This window comes from Nonomuraea angiospora, from assembly GCF_014873145.1.
In the GTDB taxonomy this organism is placed as follows: Bacteria; Actinomycetota; Actinomycetes; order Streptosporangiales; family Streptosporangiaceae; genus Nonomuraea; species Nonomuraea angiospora.
The window spans coordinates 7,551,383-7,569,471 of sequence record NZ_JADBEK010000001.1 but is presented as its reverse complement, the minus strand read 5'-3'; the positions used below and the strand labels follow the sequence as shown (position 1 = coordinate 7,569,471).

Below are 18,089 nucleotides of genomic sequence, written 5' to 3'. Positions count from 1 at the left end.
CAGCCTGCTCCCGCCAGGGGCAGGCTGCGAACGGCCGGCGGCAGCAGACTCGGAGCCACGAGCAGGACGCAGGGCCGGCCCCGGAACAGGAAACTGGCGCGGACCGGCCGGCGTCATCGGGTCAGAGCCCCGGTACGGCGGCGTCGCCGTCCACGCGGCGCCGGCTCCTGCTCGACCGACTCACTTGGATACGACGTCCCCGCCCACCGCATCCCGTACGCGATGTCCGGCGCACCGGGCGGGACCGCGTCTTCGGAAGGAAGAACGCTCCATGAAGCTGAAGCAGTCCGCGACCGCCGCGGCCCTCACCGCCATGACGGTCCTCGGCACCACGCTGGCCGGTACCGCCGACGCCCTTGCCACTTCCGACCGGCACGTCGCCACCACCTTCGACAGCCCCCGCCAAGCGGCACCCACCATCGACGCCAAGGGGCCGGGGGTCTTCCCCCACTCCGTGGACTACTACCCGGGCTCCCGGAAGTTCGTGACGGGTTCGCTGGCGCACAGCACCATCTCCTCCGTCGACCAGAAGGGCAGGGTGCGCACCATCATCGAAGACAAGGATCTGGTGTCCGTGCAGGCCGTGCGGGTTGACTCCAAGGGGAACAGGATCCTGGCCGGCAACGTGGACTACGGGACGGCCGACCGCTCCACGGACGCCACCAAGTTCAAGGTCGCAGGCGTCGCCGCCTACGCCATCGGCAGCGGACGCCGGCTCTGGTACGCCGACCTGAACAAGGTCGCCGACGACGACAAGCAGCATCTCGTCTCCGACGTGACGATCGCTGCGGACGGCACGGCGTACGCCGTCGACCAGCTCTCCCCGACGATCTTCCGCATCGACCGCAACGGACAGGCCTCCGTCCTCCTGCGCGACGACCTGCTGGCCGGGGATCTGAACATCCCGGATTTCCTGAACAACGTGGGCATGAGCGCCGTCGCATGGATACCCGGGAACCTCCTCATCGTCGCCAAGGCCGACGGCAGCCTGGTACGGGTGCCGGTCGACAGCCCCAAGAAGGCCGTCAAGGTCAAGCTCCCCAAGAACCTCAAGGCCCTCACCGCGGGCATCCGGGTCCTGCCGGACAAGTCGCTCGCTGTGGTCAGCAGCGGGCTGCTCAGCGGGAAGGCCGCCGTCGTGCAACGCGTTCGCCCTGACCGTCACTGGAAGTCCGCCACCGTCAAGGTCACCGACACCGTCGCCGACCCGGTCACCAGTTCCGTCACGGCCGGCCCCCGAGGCACGACCTACGCGCTCAGCGGCGGTCTGGCCGCCCTGCTGGCCGGCAAGCCGAACGACGGCTTCACGCTGCGCCCGGTCAACGTGCGCTGATCGCACTACCCGCCGAGCCGACGCCTCTCTCCCCGGGCCGGTTCCGAAGGACACCGGCCCGAACTTCCGCACCCCACTTGCCCGCGAAAGGACAACAACATGTCGGACTCTTCGCCGCCGGATATGCCGCCTGTTTTCACAACGGACTCCGCCTGATCGCGAAGGGGATGGCAGTCGACCTGCCCGAGTCGAGCGTGCGGTCGAAGGTGAGCCTGCTCCCGACGGAGCGGACGTGGCTGCGGTGACGAGATCTCAGAGAATGAACGTGAACAGCGGCGACCCCGGCGGGATGCGCTCCACCGTGAGCGGGCCGGACTTCATCCGGAACAGGAGGCTGTCGAGGTCGCCGGCCCGCTCGAGCTCGATGCCGACGAGCGCCGGGCCGGTTTCGCGGTTGTTCTTCTTGACGTACTCGAAGGCGATGATGTCCTCGCCCTCGCCCAGGACCTCGTCCAGGAAGTGCCGCAGGGCTCCGGGGCGCTGCGGGAAGGTCACCAGGAAGTAGTGCCGCAGCCCGATGTGCACGAGAGAGCGCTCCAGCACCTCGTTGTACCGGCTGACGTCGTTGTTGCCGCCCGACACCACGCACACCACCGGCCCGTCAGAGGCGTACGGCAGGAGCTCGCGGGCCGCCGCACCCGCGAGAGCTCCGGCGGGTTCGGCGATGATGCCGTCGGTCTGGTAGAGATCCAGCATCTCGGTGCACACCGCACCCTCATCGACCGCCACGACCTCGTCGACCAGGTCCTTGACCAGGGGGAATGTGGCGTCTCCCACTCTTCCGACGGCGGCGCCGTCCACGAAGGTGTCCAGCTCGGGCAGGGCGACAGGCCCGCCGTGGTCGAGGGCGGCCCGCATGCTGGCCGCCCCGGCGGGCTCGGCCCCCACGATGCGGGTGCTGGGTGAGTGCTCGCGCAGCCAGACGGCGATGCCGCTGATCAGGCCGCCTCCGCCGACCGGGACGACCACGGTGTGCGGTGGCTCCTCGCCCTGCGCCAGGATCTCCAGGCCGACCGTGCCCTGCCCGGCCATCGTCCTGACGTCGTCGAACGGATGCACGTAGATGGCGCCGGTGTGCTCGCTGTCGGCGTGCGCGGCGCCGCTCGCCTCGTCGTAGGTGCCGCCGCCGACCACGACCTCCACCCGGTCGCCGCCGAGCGCCGCGATGCGCTCACGCTTCTGCCGTGGCGTGGTGGACGGGACGTACACCCGGCCGCTGATCCCCAGCCGCGCGCAGGCGAACGCGACGCCCTGCCCGTGGTTGCCCGCGCTCGCGCAGACCACGCCCCGCCGCCGTTCCTCATCCGTGAGGGAGGCGATCAGGTTGAACGCCCCGCGCACCTTGTAGGAGCGACAGACCTGCGCGTCCTCGCGCTTGAGCAGCACCTGACCGCCGAGCAGGCCGGACAGCCGCTGGTTCGGCTCCAGCGCGGTGTGGCGGATCACCGGCCGCAGCCGTTCGGCCGCCTGGCTGATCAGGCCGGCGGTGAGGCGGTCGGTCATGCACGCTCCTGGCACAGCGGTGGATCGAGGAAGGCTCGCGGGTCACGTCGTCGCGGCCACGGTCGCGGCCGGACAGGCGATCATCGGGAACGGTGCTGGTCGCCGGGCGCGAGCACACCGGCCACAACGATCCCACCGGGCCATGCTATTCCCAGCAGGGAGCCGCACCGGTTGCACAGGGCCTGTCACTGCGGTTCCCCGAGAGACGGGCGGCCGCTGTCACACCCATAAAGTGCCGGACATTTACCGGCATGTGACATTCCTGTACCGGAAGGACGACGACGTGGGACCAGCGGAGCCCCGGCGGCGCTTCGAGGAGATCTACACCGAGCATTACGCGGCCGTCTCCAGTTACGTACGCCGCCGTGCCGAAGATCCCGACGACGCCGCCGACGTGCTGGCCGAGACGTTCACCACGACGTGGCGGCGGCTGGCCGACGTGCCGAACGGCGAGGAGGCCCGGCTGTGGCTCTACGGCGTGGCCAGGCGCACCCTGGCCAACCACCGGCGCGGCCAGTCCCGCAGGGCGGCGCTGACCGTACGCCTGCGCGAAGAGCTCGCCGACTGGACCGGCACCGTCGTGAACACGGCCTCCGACGCGGCCCGGGAGGCGTTCGCCCGGCTGTCCGGCGACGACAGGGAGCTGCTGTCCCTGGTCGGCTGGGAGGGGCTCGACACGCCGCAGATCGCCAAAGTCCTCGGCTGCTCCTCCACGGCGGCCCGCCAGCGCCTGCACCGGGCCCGCAAGCGGCTGGCCGTCGAGCTGGCCCGCGCCGACGCCGACCTGACCACCTACGGCCCGCGCGCCGTGAACCTCGCCAAGGAGAACGCGTGAACACCGACGTCGACGACATCGTCAGGAGCCTCGCCCCCGACCCCGGACCCGGCCTGACGCCGGGGGCGCGGGAGATGCTGACCCAGATCATGGACGACGCCGCGCCGCTGCAGAAGCCGCTGAAGAAGAGGAGGAGGTGGGCGGTGGCGCTGCCGATCGCGGCGACGGTCGCCGCCTGGGCGCTGCCCACGTTCCTCACCGCCTCCCCCGCCGCCGCCGCGCTCGACGTCAAGGAGGAGGGTGACCACTACGTCATCGAGGTCAAGGATCTCTACGCCAAGCCCGAGGTGTACGAGAGCAGGCTGCGCGGGCTGGGGCTCAAGGTCTCGCTGAAGGTCGTGCCCGTGAGCCCGAGCTTCGTCGGGGAGATCTCCACCGACACGCCCGGCTGGAAGGAGGGCCCCTTCCCGTACGCAGACAAGATCAAGACGATCGACCGGCCGGAACAGTGCGGGCGCTACCGGCAGTGCCCGATCGGCGTCACCATCGCCAAGGACTTCACCGCCCAGGCGGACATCCTGCTCGGCCGTGAGGGCCGTCCCGGGGAGGAATACCAGGCCAGCGCCGGTCTGCACGACGACGGCGAGCCCCTGCACTGCCAGCCGTTCTACAACCGGCCGGTGAGCGAGGTGCGGGAACGGCTGAAGGAACTGGGCGTGAGCGTCAGGGAGTACGCCGTCAAGCGGCCCGGCGAGCGGGGCGAGGACGCGCAGGTCACTGCTTCGGTGCCCGACTCCATGTACGTGATGGGCGGCGGCCTGGCCTCGTACGGCACGGCGGACCTGGTCGTGAGCGAGACGCCGATGGACGGCGAGCTGCTGAGGACGATCCTGGGGAAGGAGGGGTGCGGTTCATGATCCTCCGCATGGCGGTGGCCGCCGCGCTGCTGGCGGCAGCCCCGCTCCCGGCGCCCACGACCGGAGGGAACACCACCCAAACGAGCACAGCTCGGGGGAACGGGGTGACGTTGCTCACCGGGGACCGGGTCATCGTGGCCGGGGGCGGATACCGGGTCGAGCCGGGCGCGGGCAGGGAGGTGGGGTTCATGCGGCAGGTGCACGGAGGCCATCTGTACGTGATCCCCTCCGACGCCCTGCCGCTGATCGCCCAGGGGAGGCTCGACCGGCGCCTTTTCGACGTCACCCAGCTCCTGAGCTGGCACTACGGCGACGCCGACAGGAACGACCTCCCACTGATCGTCCAAGGAGGCGGGCTGCGGGGCGCGCGGGAGGAGCGCCGGGTCGCCGCTCTCGGCATGACCGCGGTGCGCGTGCCCAAGTCGGGCGCGGCCCAGACGTGGAAGGACCTGATCGGCGGCGCCCGTACGACCGCCGCCACGAAGATCTGGCTGGACGGGCAGCGCTCCTTCGCCCTCGACCAGAGCGTCAAGCAGATCGGCGCCCCTCAGGCGTGGAAGCAGGGCATGACGGGCAAGGGAGTCACGGTCGCCGTTCTCGACAGCGGCTACGATCCCGATCATCCCGACCTGAAGGGCGTGGTCACGCAGTCGCGCAACTTCAGCGAGGACACCGACGTCAGGGACTTATCCGGCCATGGCACGCATGTGGCCTCGATCGTGGCGAGCGCGGACGAGACGTACAGGGGTGTCGCACCGGACGCGAAGCTCGCGGTTGCCAAGGTGGGCGGGGCGAGCGGCATATTCGAGTCCGCCATCCTGGCCGGGATGGAGTGGGCGGCCGTCGAGGTCAAGGCCAAGGTCGTCAACATGAGCCTCGGCGCGCCCGACACCCCCGACCTGGACCCGGTCGAGCAGGCGCTGAACACGCTGTCGGAGCGTACCGGCGCGCTGTTCGTGGTGGCGGCGGGCAACACCGGCGCCAGTCCGCTGCTCAGCCCGGCCGGCGCCGACGCCGCGCTCGCCGTGGGCGCCGTGGACCGGGCCGATCGCCTGGCGCCCTTCTCCAGCAGGGGTCCGCGCGACGGCGACCACGCGATCAAGCCGGACGTCACCGCGCCCGGCGTGGGCATCGTGGCGGCGGCGCCGGGTGGGCGGCACGTGGCCCGCAGCGGCACCTCGATGGCCGCTCCGCACGTGGCGGGAGCGGCCGCGATCCTGGCTCAGCGTCACCCGGACTGGACGGGTCAGCGGCTCAAGGCCGCCCTGATCGGCAGCGCCGCGCCGCAGCCGGACGCGACCCCGTACCAGCAGGGAGCGGGGCTGGTCGACCTGGTGCGCGCCCTGGCCCAGCCGGTGACGGCCGAACCCGGCACCCTGTGGGCGGCCTTTCCGTACGTCGAGCAGACGTCGACCGGGACGCCCGCCGGCAGTGAGCAGGTGGCGACCCGCACGCTCACCTATGTCAACAGCGGCGACACCCCGATCACCCTCGACCTGACCGCGGAGGGCGAGGTGCTGAAGCTGTCCGCCGAGCGCGTCGAGGTGCCCGCCGGGGGCAGCGCGCCGGTCACGCTCACGATCGACGCCCGCGGCGCGTCCACGGGCGAGCACCCGGGCGTGATCACCGCCAGGTCGGGCGAGACCGTGATCCGCACCCCGGCCGGCGCGTACGTCGAGCCCGAGTCGTACGACGTGACCGTGAACGCCGTGGACGCGCAAGGACGACCCGCGGACCCGTACGCGCAGGTCTACGACGAGGCGACCGGCGCCTTCCGTGACGTGTCGTTCAGGGACGGCACCGCCACCCTGCGGCTGGCCAAGGGGAAGTGGAACCTGTTCTCGGAGACGGGGGAGAGCGACAGGAGCACGATCGCCCACACCCCGCTCACGGTCACCGCCGACCTGAAGGTGACGCTGGACGCCCGCCAGGGCAAGGAGGTGCGCGCCACCATCGACGACCCGGCGGCAAAACCGATCTTCGGCGGCTTCGTTTACCTGGCCAACGGCCCCTGGGAGCTCGCCTGGTTCACCTACCGGCGCTCCGGCGGGACGTACGTCGTGCCCGTGCGCCAACGGGGCCTGCGTTCGGCGATCAGGAGCGTGTGGCAGAACCGGGACGTCGTCTACGACGTGGCCGCCCGCCACGGCGACGGGATCACCCAGAACCCGGTGTACGACACCAAACGGAAGGACCTGGCCAAGGTGACCGCGAACTACCGGGCCACGGGTGACACGGGCTCGCCGCTCTTCGCGCCCCGCCTCGGGACGGGACCGGCGTCGTACACCAGCTCGGTCGATGAGGCGATCAAGCTGCCCGGCACGCTCACCTTCTACCGTACGCCGGGGCTGGTGTGGGACAGCGCGCTGGAGATCGACACGCACGTGCTGGTGGACGACGGCGAGGTCGTGCGGCCCGGGCACACGAGCGAGACCTGGAACACCGCGGTGGCCGGGCCGTCGCTCAGCCGGGGCGGCGGCAGCCGTACCGGGGACGAGCTGGTGTTCGCCGGGGGCGGCCTGTTCGCCGACGGCGTCGCGGGCAGGGCCGGGACGGACGTCTCCGCGACGGGAACCGTCACGCTCGCGGGCGACGGCAAGGTGCTCGCGACCTCCGAGATCACCGACTGCCTGATCGCCCTGCCGGAGCGGTGCGAGCTGCGTGCCGAACTGCCCGCCGGGGCCGCCTCGTACACGCTGAGCACGTCCATGAACAGGCAGTCCGTGCTGTCCACGAAGGTGGAGGCGGCCTGGACGTTCCGTTCGTCGCACACAGCCGAGCGTCAGGCGCTGCCGCTGATGGCGGTGCGGTACGTGCCGGACGGGCTCGACGACGCCAACCGGGCCACGCCGGGCTCGCTGACCCGGCTGCCCATCCGGGTCGAACGCGCCCAAGGCGCCGGGCCGGTCAAGCGGCTGCGGCTGGAGACGTCGGCCGACGACGGGGCGACCTGGCACGCCGTGCCGGTGGCGGCGTCCGGATCGGGGTGGACGGCCCTGGTGCGGAACCCGGCAACGCCGGGATTCGTGTCGCTGCGCGTGACGGCGCAGAACGGGTCGGGCGGCGGGCTGACGCAGACGATCGTACGCGCGTACGCGGTCGGCCCAGCGACGTGATCCAGCCGGGCCAGGAGAAGCGTGCCGCCGCGACCGTCAACAATCACCTCGCGACCTGTCGGCGCCTGGTGCAGGACTTCCTGGCGTTGCGCTGGCCGGCCGAGGCGAATGGTGTGATCGGTTTGGCGGTGGTGCCGGCTGTAGTGCGCAGACACCCACGCGCGGGATCGATCACGAGCTGGACGCGCCGACATCCTTGATGACATCGCAACCACGTCATTAAGGGAGTTCTCCGATGTCACAGTATGTTTGCGTCCCTTCCAGCGGTGCCCGGGCAGGCGTCGCGGCGGTCTTGGCCCTCGTGCTGGGGACCTCCAGCCCGGCCGCCGCTGACGCCGTTCCACGTGACCAGCCGGGCGACGCCGTGCAGACTGCGCTGAATGAGCTGGTCGGCGGCGGCCGGTTCCCTGGTGCGCTGGCAGCGGTGAGGGAGCGCGACGGGCGCGTCCGGGACTACACCGCGGGTGTGGGCGACCTGGCCACGCGGGCGCGGGTCCCGGTCAACGGGCGGGTGCGTATCGCGAGCAACACCAAGACCTTCACCGCCGCGGTCGTGCTGCAGTTGGCCGGTGAGGGCAAGGTCGAGCTGGACGCGCCGGTTGAGAAGTACCTGCCGGGGCTGGTGCGTGGCAACGGGAACGACGGCCGCCTGATCACGGTCCGCCAGCTGCTCCAGGGGACGGGGCTGCGCGCGGCCAGCGCGGCGAGCGCGCCGTCGAGCCCGTGTTCAGTGAGGACGGGCGGGTGGATGGCCCGGATGGCGTCACGCAGGTTGACCAGCGCGTCGGAGGCGGCCTCCTGGGCCCGTCCGGCCAGCCGCCGGGTGCTCTCGGGGACGTCGGCCAGGGCGCGTTCGAGCATGCCGAGGTGCATGACGACGGCGACGAGGCGGTTCTGTGTGCCGTCGTGCAGAGTACGTTCGATGCGCCTGAGCTCCTGCGCGTGGGCCTCGAGCGCGGAGGCCCTGGCCGCGGTCAGCAGCGCCACCTGCTGCGCCAGCCCTACCCGGCCCAGGGATTTGAGCAGGCTGCGGCTGAGTCGTTCGGACAGGCCGGCGGCGGTCGGCAGGATCAGGCAGGCCGCGCCCAGATAGCCGGCGGCGACGAACGGGCCCGTCAGGGCCAGCGGCCAGGAGTCGATGGCGTAGCCGAGCACCGAGGGCGGGCTGCCCGGCGTGAACCACCACCACAGCGGCACAGTGGCCGCGTTGAGCGCGGCCACGGGCAGGCCGAGTGCCAGGAAACCGAGCACGGTGCCGCTAAGGCCGTGAGCGAGGAGCCAGAGCACCTCCCGCGGCATGGCAGGCTCGCCCACGGCCGCGCGCACGCGTATCGGCAGCGGTCCCTCAAGCGGCAGGTACGGCGGAGCCGGCATCGCCAGGCGGCGGCGCTGCCATCCGGCCAGCCGCCTGACCAGACGCGTCACCGGCGGGACCAAAGGCAGGCCGATGCCGGCCAGGCTCAGCAGAGTGGTGCTGACGACCAGCCAGAACAGCGGCAGCGCGAGCAGCGCTGTGCCTGACCCGAGTATCAGGAAGAGCGCCGCGTTCCGCGTGGCAGTCAGGACTTTCACGGGCGACATTCTGCATGGTGGTGCCCGCACCACCATCAAGACGCTCACCGATGGGATGTCGCGCCCTCATCCCTCACTCCTCCGTTGGTCCCGGTCGGAGAGAGTTGGATGCGCTGGCTGGGCCAACTGTTCGCGCACCACAACGTCGACCAGATCCTCGACGTCCTGACGGCCGCACAGGACGTGACACCGCCCGAGGCCCAAGCGCTCGCCATGGCGCGCCGCCAGATCGCCGGGTGTGACCGCAAGCTCGCCCAGCATCGGGCTGCCCTTGAGGCGGGCGCCGAGCCGGCGCTCGTCGCCGGATGGATCCAAGGAAGAGCTTGTCCGCAGGACCGCGGCGAGTGATCTACCACCCGTCAAAACAGAAAGTCCTGGTCACGTCTACCCGTGACCAGGACCCATAGGCGACCTGTTTGTGTCCGAGGGGGGACTTGAACCCCCATGCCCATCACTGGGCACTAGCACCTCAAGCTAGCGCGTCTGCCTATTCCGCCACCCGGACTTGGTGCCTGCACGCGGGACCGTCATCTCGCGTCGGCTCAGTAAGGTTAGCAAACTCTGAGGGGTGCGTCATACCAAGAATCAGCTCGCCTCCCCGAGGTGTCTCCAAGAGCCGGGATATGGGGCGGCCGAGAGCTCCTGATGGGGTCCCGCTGGCGTACGCCAGAGGGTGTTGGGGCAGTTGGTGGGGGTTTGGCCCATGGGGAGTTGGCGAATTTCTGGGTCTCCGATGAAAAGCTCTTGCGGCAACCTTGAGTGCTGCTACGGTTACGGACCGTTGAGGGGTGAGTCCATGGACCGGCCTCACGACAAATGAGGCCGGTTCTGGAGTGCGGGAGGTCACGTGGCGCGCAAGGTGGTGCAGCGGAGGGCTGTGGCCCTCGGTGCGCATCGCCTGCCCGTGACCGTCCCGGACACCGTTCGGGTTGACCGGATGGCGCGGTTCGCGGCCGGTGCCCGGCGGCTCGTCGTGCGGGCAGTCACGGTCGGCGCCCTGGTAGCCGCCGGATGGCTGTTCGCCGTCATCTTCGGCATGCTCACCGCCGCCCCGGCGGCGGCCGAAGTGGCGACTCCTACGGCGGACGCGCACGCGAAGACCACGGCCGCGCAGACCGTGGACGGAGCCGCGTCCGCTCAGGCGCCTCACTCCCTCACCAGCCCCGATGACAACGCCCAGGCCATGGCCGGGCGCACGGTCGACGGGCTCAACAGCCAGCAGGATCCTGGCCTGCCATCGCCATCCACCGCCGGAAAGATCCTGGACACCAATGGCTTGGTGCCCAACGGCGGTGGCAGCGGCTCCTTCGGTGCCGCTGCGGGGGACGTCGCGAGGTCCGTGTTCGACCCGCGGCTGCAGGTGACGCGCGCCCTCCTGGCGCGGGTGCCTGCCCCCGTCGTCCGCACAGCGGCGGACGACCCCTCCTTCTCGCCTGACTGATCCCGCCTTGCAGCTGCCGGTCCTTTCGTTGACCGGCCCCTTTCCGAAGTAACGCGGTTGAGCGCGATCTGAGACGCCTCTCCGCCGGCGGGTGCACAAACACGTCAGTTCAGCTGTTCGCGAATCCGAGGTCTCCGCTGTGCGCGAAACCTCGCACGGCCTCGGGCTGCCCGCGAACCGTTCCGTTATCCCCCAAGAAGTTATCCCCCCAAGAAGAACCACTAGGAGCATTCTCATGCGTACGTGGGCAAAGGTATCTACTCCCGCGGCCCTGCTCGCCGTTGCCGTCATGTCGTTCGGCGGCGGCACCGCCCTGGCCGACACCTCGGGCGACGCGTCCGTCGGCGGCGGCAACCAGGTCGACCTGCCGATCTCCCTGCCCATCGACATCAGCGGCAACTCCGTCGGCGCGATCGGCAGTTCCTCGGCCAGCTCGCAGGGCGGCGCCGAGGTCGTCAACAAGGGCGGCATCCCCGGCAACCGCACCTCGGGCAACGCGAGCGTGCTCGGCGGCAACCAGGTGAACGCGCCCATCAGCGTCCCGGTCAACGCCTGCGGCAACGCCATCTCCCTGGTCGGCAGGTCCGACGCCGGCTGCAAGGGCGGCGCCACCGTTCGCAACCAGGGCAAGGGCGGCGCGGGCGGCAACCGCACCTCCGGCGACGCCAGCGTGCTCGGCGGCAACCAGATCACCGCGCCGATCTCCGCGCCGATCAACGCCTGCGGCAACGCGGTCGCGATCTTCGGCGACGCGACGGCGGGCTGCAAGGGCGGCTCCAGCGTCCACAACACCGGACAGGGCGCGGGCGGCAACCGCACCTCGGGCAACGCCAGCGTGCTGGGCGGCAACCAGGTCGTCGCGCCGATCTCCGCGCCGGTCAACATCTGCGGCAACGCCATCGCCGTCGTCGGCCGGGCGTTCGCGGGCTGCAAGGGTGGCTCGACCGTCACCAACGGCGGCGGCCGGGACGGCTACCACGGCCCCCGCGGCCCCGTGGGCTCCTCGGGCAACGACACCGACGGACGCTTCGGGGTCGGCAGCGGCAACCAGGTGATCGCCCCGATCAGCGCGCCCGTCAACGTCTGCGGCAACGCCGTGGGCAACGCCGTCGCCCGGTGCGAGGGCGGCGCCAAGGTCGAGAACACCCGCCGCGGGTCCGGGGCGGGCGGCAACGTCACCTCCGGCCAGGCGGGCGTCCTCAGCGGCAACCAGGTGGTGGCGCCGATCAGCGCGCCCGTCAACGTCTGCGGCAACGCGGTCGCCCTGGTCGGGCACGCGTTCGCCGGCTGCAAGGGCGGCGCCCGCGTGAAGAACGGCGGCACCGGCGCCGGTGGCAACCACACCTCCGGCCGGGCCGGCGTGCTGAGCGGCAACCAGGTGATCGCCCCGATCACCGCCCCGATCAACATCTGCGGCAACGCGGCCGCCGTGCTCGGCGCCTCCAGGGCCCACTGCAAGGGCGGGGCCAAGGTCGACCGCACCGGTGGCGGCGGCAACCACACCTCCGGCCGCGCCGGGGTGCTCGCGGGCAACCAGATCATCGCCCCGATCGCCGCTCCCATCAACGTCTGCGGCAACGCGGCGGCCGTCCTCGGCGACGCCGCGGCCGGGTGCCTCGGCGGGGCGAACGTCGGCAAGCCCGGGTACGGGCACGGATACGTCCGCGGCGGCGTCGAGAGGACGGCCGGCAAGGGCTCCAAGGGCGGGCTGCTGCCCATGCTGCCCGCCGTCCCGGTCCTGGGCGGCGCGCAGGACCTCGCCGGCGCCGCCCAGAAGGGCAACGACCTGGCCGGGGTTCCGCAGCAGCTGGGCGTGACCGGCAAGCTGCAGGAGGTCACCGGTACGGGTCTGACCTCGGTGCCGCTGGTCGAGGACGCCGCTCAGACGTTCGGCCTGCCGAGCCTGCCCGAGCTGCCCGGCCTGCCCGGCCAGGCGCAGACCCCGGCCCAGCCGAAGAAGAAGCACGCGGCCGGCCTGGTCGACGGGGCCGGGCGCCCCGCCGCCTCCAGCGGCGCCGTGTCCGTGCTCGACCCGGCGACCGGCCTGGTGGCCGGCACCCCGGTCGGCGGCGCCGTGACCTCGGCCACCCGCGGCCTGCCGGTCAGCGGCCTGATGAGCGCCGAGCAGCCCGCCGGCCTCGGGGGGATGAACTCCAGCTCCCTGCTCGCCCTCATGATCGGCGCGATGTTCGCCGCCTCGGCGACGCTGTTCGGGACCGCCCGCCGGTTCCGGTTCGGCCGGAAGTAAGGGAATCAGGCAGCACGTAACAAGGACGGCTACCGCTCACAGCCTGTGAGCGGTCAGCGTTAGACGCTTTGCCCGTTCCGGGGGCGCGGCCCGGGGCGGGCAAAGCCATGTCCGGGGTTCACAGCGTGCTGCGTACCCGCATGACCTTGCGACGTAGCCGTACGTGGCGGCTCCCGTCGGGGTACACGCGTACGCGGGCCAGCTCCCACTGCCCGTACTCTGCGTGTTCGGTCAGCAGCTGACGTGCTGCTTCACGAGTGAGATCGCGTGGAATGAAGATATCCATGTAGGAGTAGTCGAGCACAACGATTAGTCTCCAGGGTGAGTCAGGGCGCCATGCCGCTCGATGGGCCTTATTCTGCGTGCTTGTGGGTGGACCCGGAAGCTAGTGGGTAGCCCGGGGGAAGGAAATTTCCGCGAGTCGGGTTACCTTTCAGTCTGTGCCGACTCCCGGCAGGGGGATTTGCAAAGCGAACAGCGAGGTAGGAAGCAGCGTGCCAGCCAAGAACGGCAGCGCCGGCGGAACACGCCTGGTGATCGTCGAGTCGCCCGCCAAGGCGAAGACGATCGCCGGGTACCTCGGGCGCGGCTACATCGTCGAATCGAGCATCGGCCACATCCGTGACCTTCCGGAGAAGGCCGACGACATCCCCGAGAAGTACAAGGGAGCCCCATGGGCCCGCCTCGGGGTCAATGTCGAGCACGAGTTCGAGCCGCTGTACGTCGTCAACCCGGACAAGCGGTCGCAGGTCAACAAGCTGCGGCAGCTGCTGAAGGACGCCGACGAGCTCTATCTGGCCACTGACGAGGACCGCGAGGGCGAGGCCATCGCCTGGCACCTGCGCGAGGTGCTCAAGCCCAAGGTCCCGGTCCACCGCATGGTGTTCCACGAGATCACCCCGCAGGCCATCCAGGACGCCGTGGCCAACCCGCGCGACCTCAACCTGCGCCTGGTCGACGCCCAGGAGACCCGGCGCATCCTCGACCGCCTCTACGGCTACGAGGTCAGCCCGGTCCTGTGGAAGAAGGTCAAGCCGCGCCTGTCGGCCGGCCGCGTGCAGTCGGTGGCGACGAGGCTGGTGGTGGAGCGGGAGCGGGAGCGCATGGCGTTCACGGCCGCCCACTACTGGGACCTGCAGGCGCTCTTCGACACCGGCAAGTCCGAGGAGCGGCCGCGTGACTTCACCGCGACCCTCACGGGGGTCGACGGCAAGCGGGTGGCGCAGGGCCGCGACTTCGCCAGCACCGGGCGGCTCAAGAACGTCGACGTGCTCCACCTGTCCGAGCAGGCCGCGGGCGAGCTGGCCGGGCGGCTGAGGGGCGCGTCGTTCGCGGTCAAGTCCGTCGAGCGCAAGCCGTACACGCGCAAGCCGTACGCGCCGTTCCGGACGACCACGCTGCAGCAGGAGGCCAGCCGGAAGCTGGGGTTCTCCGCGAAGTACACGATGCAGGTGGCGCAGCGGCTCTACGAGAACGGCTTCATCACCTACATGCGTACCGACAGCATCACGCTGTCGGAGACCGCCGTGGCGGCCGCCAGGTCGCAGGCGATCAAGCTGTACGGGGCCGCGTACGTGCCCGACAAGCCGCGCGTCTACAGCAGCAAGGTGAAGAGCGCGCAGGAGGCGCACGAGGCGATCCGGCCGTCGGGCGAGGAGTTCCGCACGCCGGGCGAGACCGGGCTGTCGGGCGACATGTTCCGGCTGTACGAGCTGATCTGGCAGCGCACGGTGTCCTCGCAGATGAAGGACGCGGTCGGCGAGTCGATCACGGTCAAGGTGGGCGGCAGGTCGTCGTCGGGCGAGGACGTCGAGTTCAGCGCCTCCGGGCGGACGATCACGTTCTACGGGTTCCTCAAGGCGTACGTGGAGGGGGCCGACGACCCCTCGACCGACCGCGACGACTCCGAGAAGCGGCTGCCCAACCTGGCGGAGGGCGACGCCCTCAGCGTCACCAGGCTCGACGTGGCGGGCCACTCGACCAAGCCGCCCGCGCGTTACACCGAGGCGTCGCTGGTCAAGGAGCTGGAGGACCGCGAGATCGGGCGGCCTTCGACGTACGCCTCGATCATCGGCACCATCCTCGACCGCGGCTACGTGTTCAAGAAGGGCACGGCGCTGGTGCCGTCGTTCCTGGCGTTCGCCGTGGTCAACCTGCTGGAGCAGCATTTCGGCAACCTGGTCGACTACGACTTCACGGCCGAGATGGAGAAGGTCCTCGACGACATCGCCAACGACCGGGCCGAGCGGGTGCCGGAGCTGCAGCGCTTCTACTACGGCTCCGACGGCGACGAGGGCCTGAAGGAGATGGTCACCGACCTCGGTGACATCGACGCCAAGGAGATCAGCTCGTTCCCGGTCAAGGGCACGGACATCGTGCTGCGGGTCGGGCGCTACGGGCCTTACCTCGACAGGGACGGCGCGCGGGTCAACGTGCCCGAGGACATGACGCCCGACGAGCTGACGGCGGAGAAGGCCGAGGAGCTGTTCTCCAGGCCGACGGGCGACCGGGAGCTCGGGCGCGACCCGGTGTCCGGCAACCTGATCGTGGCCAAGGACGGCCGCTACGGCCCGTACGTGACGGAGGTCCTGCCCGAGCCGCCCGAGGACGAGGCGCCCAAGAAGCGGACGAAGAAGGCCGACGCGCCCAAGCCGCGCACGTCGTCGCTGTTCAAGACGATGTCGCTGGACACGATCACGCTCGAGGACGCGCTCAAGCTGCTGTCGATCCCCAGGCTCGTGGGCGAGCTGGAGGGCGAGGAGGTCGTGGCCTCCAACGGCAAGTTCGGCCCCTACCTGAAGAAGGGCACCGACTCGCGCTCGCTGGCCTCCGAAGAAGACCTGCTGACGGTCACGATCGAGCAGGCCAAGGAGCTGTTCGCGCAGCCGAAGCAGCGCGGCCGGCGGGCCGCGGCGGCGGCGCCGCTGCGCGAGCTGGGCGCCGACCCCAACTCCAAGAAGCCCATCGTGGTGAAGGAGGGGCGGTTCGGGCCTTACGTGACCGACGGCGAGACGAACGCGTCGCTGCGCAAGGGCGACACGGTCGAGGACATCACGACCGAGCGGGCGGCCGAGCTGCTGGCCGAGCGGCGCGAGCGGGCGCCGGCGGCCAAGAAGACCACCACGCGGAAGGCGCCGGCGAAGAAGGCTCCCGCGAAGAAGCCGGCGGCCAAGTCGTAGGGCGAATCACGAGGTCCGCGGGGCCGCCGGACGCGGCCCCGCAAGTAGCATCGATGCTGTGATCGTCTTGTTCTTCGCGGGCCTGGTCCTGCTGGCACACCTTTATCTGTGGCAGCGGATGGTCCGTTCCACCACGGCCCCCGGGCGGCTGCGCAAGGCGCTGACGTGGGGCGTGGTGGGGCTGGTGGTGCTCGTCGTGGCCACGTTCGCGGCCACGCGGATGGACCTCGGGCACTGGCTGGCCTGGCCGGGCTACGTCTGGCTGGCGCTGATGTTCTACCTGATCGTCTTCCTCGTGGTGCTGGAGGTGCCGCGGGCGGTGGCCGCGCTCGTCCTGCGCAGGGCCTCGCGGCAGGCTGTGGCGCCCGAGGCGGCGCCGGTGCCCGTGCCCGCCATGGCGGGCGCCCCGGCGCCTCCGGAGCCCGCTCCCGTGGTGGCCCCGATCAGCAGGAGGCTCTTCCTGGGGCGGACCACCGCCGCCATCGCGGGCGTGGGAGCGCTGGGCACGGTCGGGTACGGCATGACGAGCGCCCTGGGCGACCCCGTGATCGAACGCGTCAAGGTGGCCCTGCCGAAGCTGGATTCACGGCTCAGCGGCCTGCGGTTCGCCGTGGTGAGCGACATCCACCTGGGGCCGCTCACGGGCAGGGGGCACACCGAGCGGATCGTCCGCATGATCAACGGCCTGGAGGCCGACGTGGTGGCGATCGTGGGCGACCTGGTCGACGGGTCGGTGGCCCAGTTGGGGCCGCTGGCGCAGCCGCTGAAGAGCCTGGAGTCCCGTTACGGGGCATATTTCGTGACCGGCAACCACGAATACTTCGCTCCCAGCGGGCCCATGGAGTGGATCGAGGAGCTCGATCAGCTCGGCGTACGCTCGCTGCGTAACGAGCGCGTGGAGATCAGGCACCAGGGCGCCGTGCTCGACCTCGCCGGGGTCAACGACCTCAACGGCGCCTCGGCGGGCGACGGGCCCGACTTCGACAAGGCGCTGGGCGGCCGGGACACCGGCCGGTCCACGGTGCTGCTGGCACACCAGCCGGTCCAGGTCGCCCAGGCCGCTCGCCACGGCGTCGACCTGCAGCTGTCCGGCCACACGCACGGCGGGCAGATCGCGCCGTTCAACCTCGTGGTGGGCCTGCAGCAGCCCGTGGTCTCCGGCCTGGCCACGGTCGACGGGGTGCAGGTCTACGTCACCAGGGGCGCCGGCTTCTGGGGCCCGCCGGTGCGCGTCGGGGCGCCGCCCGAGATCACGCTGCTGGAGTTGCGCGGCTGACTTTCCGCAATCCACTGGTCACCTGCGGTCATGATGGCGTAGAGTATCCAACCGGATACTGATCGGAGGTGGGGGATGGTCTCCTCGCCTATGGAGGCGGCGCATGCCGCCTTCTGGGCCCAGCGGGGCGGGCAGCTGTTCAAGCAGGCCCGGCATGCCGCGAGCATGAATCAGCGCGTCCTGGCCAGCGTGAGCGGCACGTCGAGGACCACGCTGTCGGCCTACGAGCACGGCAGGAAGTCGCCGACGCTGGAGACCGCGGGGCGCATTCTCGACGCGGCCGGCTTCCGGCTGGCGCTGGAGGCCAAGGTCGAGTTCGCGGCCCGCGCGGGCGGCGGGCGGACGTTCCACGTGCCGAGCAGGTTGCGGCGGCTGCCGGTCGGGGCGGCGCTGGGCGTCGTGCGGCTGCGGGAGCGGGTCTACGACCTGGCCGACCGGCAGGCGCGCCGGGCGGCCTACACCGTGCTGCTGTGCGAGGGCGAGCCCCAGGAGCTGCTCGATCATGTGGACGGGGTGCTGCTCGTCGAGCTGTGGGGCGAGCTGGAGCTGCCCGCGGAGATCCGCGCGGAGTGGGGGCCATTGGTGGAAGAGGCCCGACGTGAGGCCGGAGTTATGAATTGATGATGCTTTTGGGGGCCTATTCGAGGTCTGTAACCTGCACGCTGGCCCGCGAACGTAATACCCTCAGCCCCGAGTCGGCCGGGAATATCCGGCTGGTCTGTTGTCCGC

12 protein-coding genes, 1 tRNA gene and 2 pseudogenes are annotated in these 18,089 nt (G+C 70.9%); 11 read left to right on the top strand and 4 right to left on the bottom strand.

All coding sequences use genetic code 11. The features are described from left to right. The first annotated feature begins 271 nt into the window (after positions 1-271). Positions 272-1,333: a hypothetical protein gene (locus H4W80_RS34400; RefSeq protein ID WP_192788880.1), complete on the top strand. Its 1,062-nt coding sequence runs from the start codon at positions 272-274 to the stop codon at positions 1,331-1,333. Positions 1,334-1,585: 252 nt separating this feature from the next. Here the strand turns inward: H4W80_RS34400 and ilvA are convergent, their stop codons facing one another. Then, positions 1,586-2,836, bottom strand: coding sequence for a threonine ammonia-lyase IlvA (gene ilvA, locus H4W80_RS34395; RefSeq protein WP_192788879.1), 1,251 nt, complete (start codon positions 2,834-2,836; stop codon positions 1,586-1,588). 283 nt (positions 2,837-3,119) lie between these two features. On the opposite strand from ilvA, the gene H4W80_RS34390 reads away from it, so the two are divergent. The 4 genes and pseudogenes from H4W80_RS34390 to H4W80_RS61440 all read left to right on the top strand — a co-directional run. Beyond that, positions 3,120-3,671, top strand: coding sequence for an RNA polymerase sigma factor (locus H4W80_RS34390; RefSeq protein WP_192788878.1), 552 nt, complete (start codon positions 3,120-3,122; stop codon positions 3,669-3,671). Beyond that, positions 3,668-4,528, top strand: coding sequence for a hypothetical protein (locus H4W80_RS34385; protein ID WP_192788877.1), 861 nt, complete (start codon positions 3,668-3,670; stop codon positions 4,526-4,528). The genes H4W80_RS34390 and H4W80_RS34385 overlap by 4 nt, the downstream gene beginning before the upstream one ends. Continuing rightward, positions 4,525-7,644 carry a S8 family serine peptidase gene (locus H4W80_RS34380; protein ID WP_192788876.1) on the top strand — a complete coding sequence of 1,040 codons (3,120 nt, stop codon included), beginning with the start codon at positions 4,525-4,527 and terminating at the stop codon, positions 7,642-7,644. The genes H4W80_RS34385 and H4W80_RS34380 overlap by 4 nt, the downstream gene beginning before the upstream one ends. Before the next feature lie 235 nt (positions 7,645-7,879). Then, a pseudogene (locus H4W80_RS61440) lies at positions 7,880-8,260 on the top strand (serine hydrolase domain-containing protein); the annotation flags it as partial. Between the two features lie 176 nt (positions 8,261-8,436). On the opposite strand, the pseudogene H4W80_RS61435 reads toward H4W80_RS61440, so the two are convergent. Beyond that, positions 8,437-9,225, bottom strand: a pseudogene (locus tag H4W80_RS61435) (sensor domain-containing protein); the annotation flags it as partial. A 99-nt stretch (positions 9,226-9,324) separates the two neighbouring features. Here H4W80_RS61435 and H4W80_RS34370 point away from each other — a divergent pair. Continuing rightward, positions 9,325-9,564, top strand: coding sequence for a hypothetical protein (locus H4W80_RS34370; protein WP_192794449.1), 240 nt, complete (start codon positions 9,325-9,327; stop codon positions 9,562-9,564). A gap of 71 nt (positions 9,565-9,635) precedes the next feature. Here H4W80_RS34370 and H4W80_RS34365 read toward each other — a convergent pair. Then, positions 9,636-9,721, bottom strand: a tRNA-Leu gene (locus H4W80_RS34365). A gap of 342 nt (positions 9,722-10,063) precedes the next feature. On the opposite strand from H4W80_RS34365, the gene H4W80_RS34360 reads away from it, so the two are divergent. Both H4W80_RS34360 and H4W80_RS34355 read left to right on the top strand, forming a co-directional pair. Then, a complete protein-coding gene (locus H4W80_RS34360; protein ID WP_318787198.1) occupies positions 10,064-10,657 on the top strand; it encodes a hypothetical protein in 594 nt (197 codons plus the stop codon). A 235-nt stretch (positions 10,658-10,892) separates the two neighbouring features. Then, positions 10,893-12,905 carry a chaplin gene (locus H4W80_RS34355; RefSeq protein ID WP_192788875.1) on the top strand — a complete coding sequence of 671 codons (2,013 nt, stop codon included), beginning with the start codon at positions 10,893-10,895 and terminating at the stop codon, positions 12,903-12,905. A 118-nt stretch (positions 12,906-13,023) separates the two neighbouring features. Here H4W80_RS34355 and H4W80_RS34350 read toward each other — a convergent pair whose 3' ends face one another. Beyond that, positions 13,024-13,191, bottom strand: coding sequence for a DUF5703 family protein (locus H4W80_RS34350; RefSeq protein WP_225963818.1), 168 nt, complete (start codon positions 13,189-13,191; stop codon positions 13,024-13,026). Positions 13,192-13,399: 208 nt separating this feature from the next. Between H4W80_RS34350 and topA the strand changes: the two genes are divergently transcribed. The 3 genes from topA (at position 13,400) to H4W80_RS34335 (ending at position 17,981) form a co-directional block, all read left to right on the top strand. Then, positions 13,400-16,084 (top strand): type I DNA topoisomerase, encoded by a 2,685-nt coding sequence (topA, locus tag H4W80_RS34345; RefSeq protein WP_192788873.1) that lies wholly within the window; start codon positions 13,400-13,402, stop codon positions 16,082-16,084. A 58-nt stretch (positions 16,085-16,142) separates the two neighbouring features. Then, positions 16,143-17,360, top strand: a complete 1,218-nt coding sequence (locus tag H4W80_RS34340; protein WP_192788872.1) for a metallophosphoesterase — start codon at positions 16,143-16,145, stop codon at positions 17,358-17,360. A gap of 75 nt (positions 17,361-17,435) precedes the next feature. Continuing rightward, positions 17,436-17,981 carry a helix-turn-helix domain-containing protein gene (locus H4W80_RS34335; RefSeq protein WP_225963817.1) on the top strand — a complete coding sequence of 182 codons (546 nt, stop codon included), beginning with the start codon at positions 17,436-17,438 and terminating at the stop codon, positions 17,979-17,981. Positions 17,982-18,089: the final 108 nt, after the last annotated feature.

Coding starts and splice junctions, on each gene's coding strand:
- H4W80_RS34400 (WP_192788880.1), top strand. CDS start 272: ATGAAGCTGAAGCAGTCCGCGACCGCCGCGGCCCTCACCGCCATGACG.
- ilvA (WP_192788879.1), bottom strand. CDS start 2,836: ATGACCGACCGCCTCACCGCCGGCCTGATCAGCCAGGCGGCCGAACGG.
- H4W80_RS34380 (WP_192788876.1), top strand. CDS start 4,525: ATGATCCTCCGCATGGCGGTGGCCGCCGCGCTGCTGGCGGCAGCCCCG.
- H4W80_RS34370 (WP_192794449.1), top strand. CDS start 9,325: ATGCGCTGGCTGGGCCAACTGTTCGCGCACCACAACGTCGACCAGATC.
- H4W80_RS34355 (WP_192788875.1), top strand. CDS start 10,893: ATGCGTACGTGGGCAAAGGTATCTACTCCCGCGGCCCTGCTCGCCGTT.
- H4W80_RS34350 (WP_225963818.1), bottom strand. CDS start 13,191: ATGGATATCTTCATTCCACGCGATCTCACTCGTGAAGCAGCACGTCAG.
- H4W80_RS34335 (WP_225963817.1), top strand. CDS start 17,436: ATGGTCTCCTCGCCTATGGAGGCGGCGCATGCCGCCTTCTGGGCCCAG.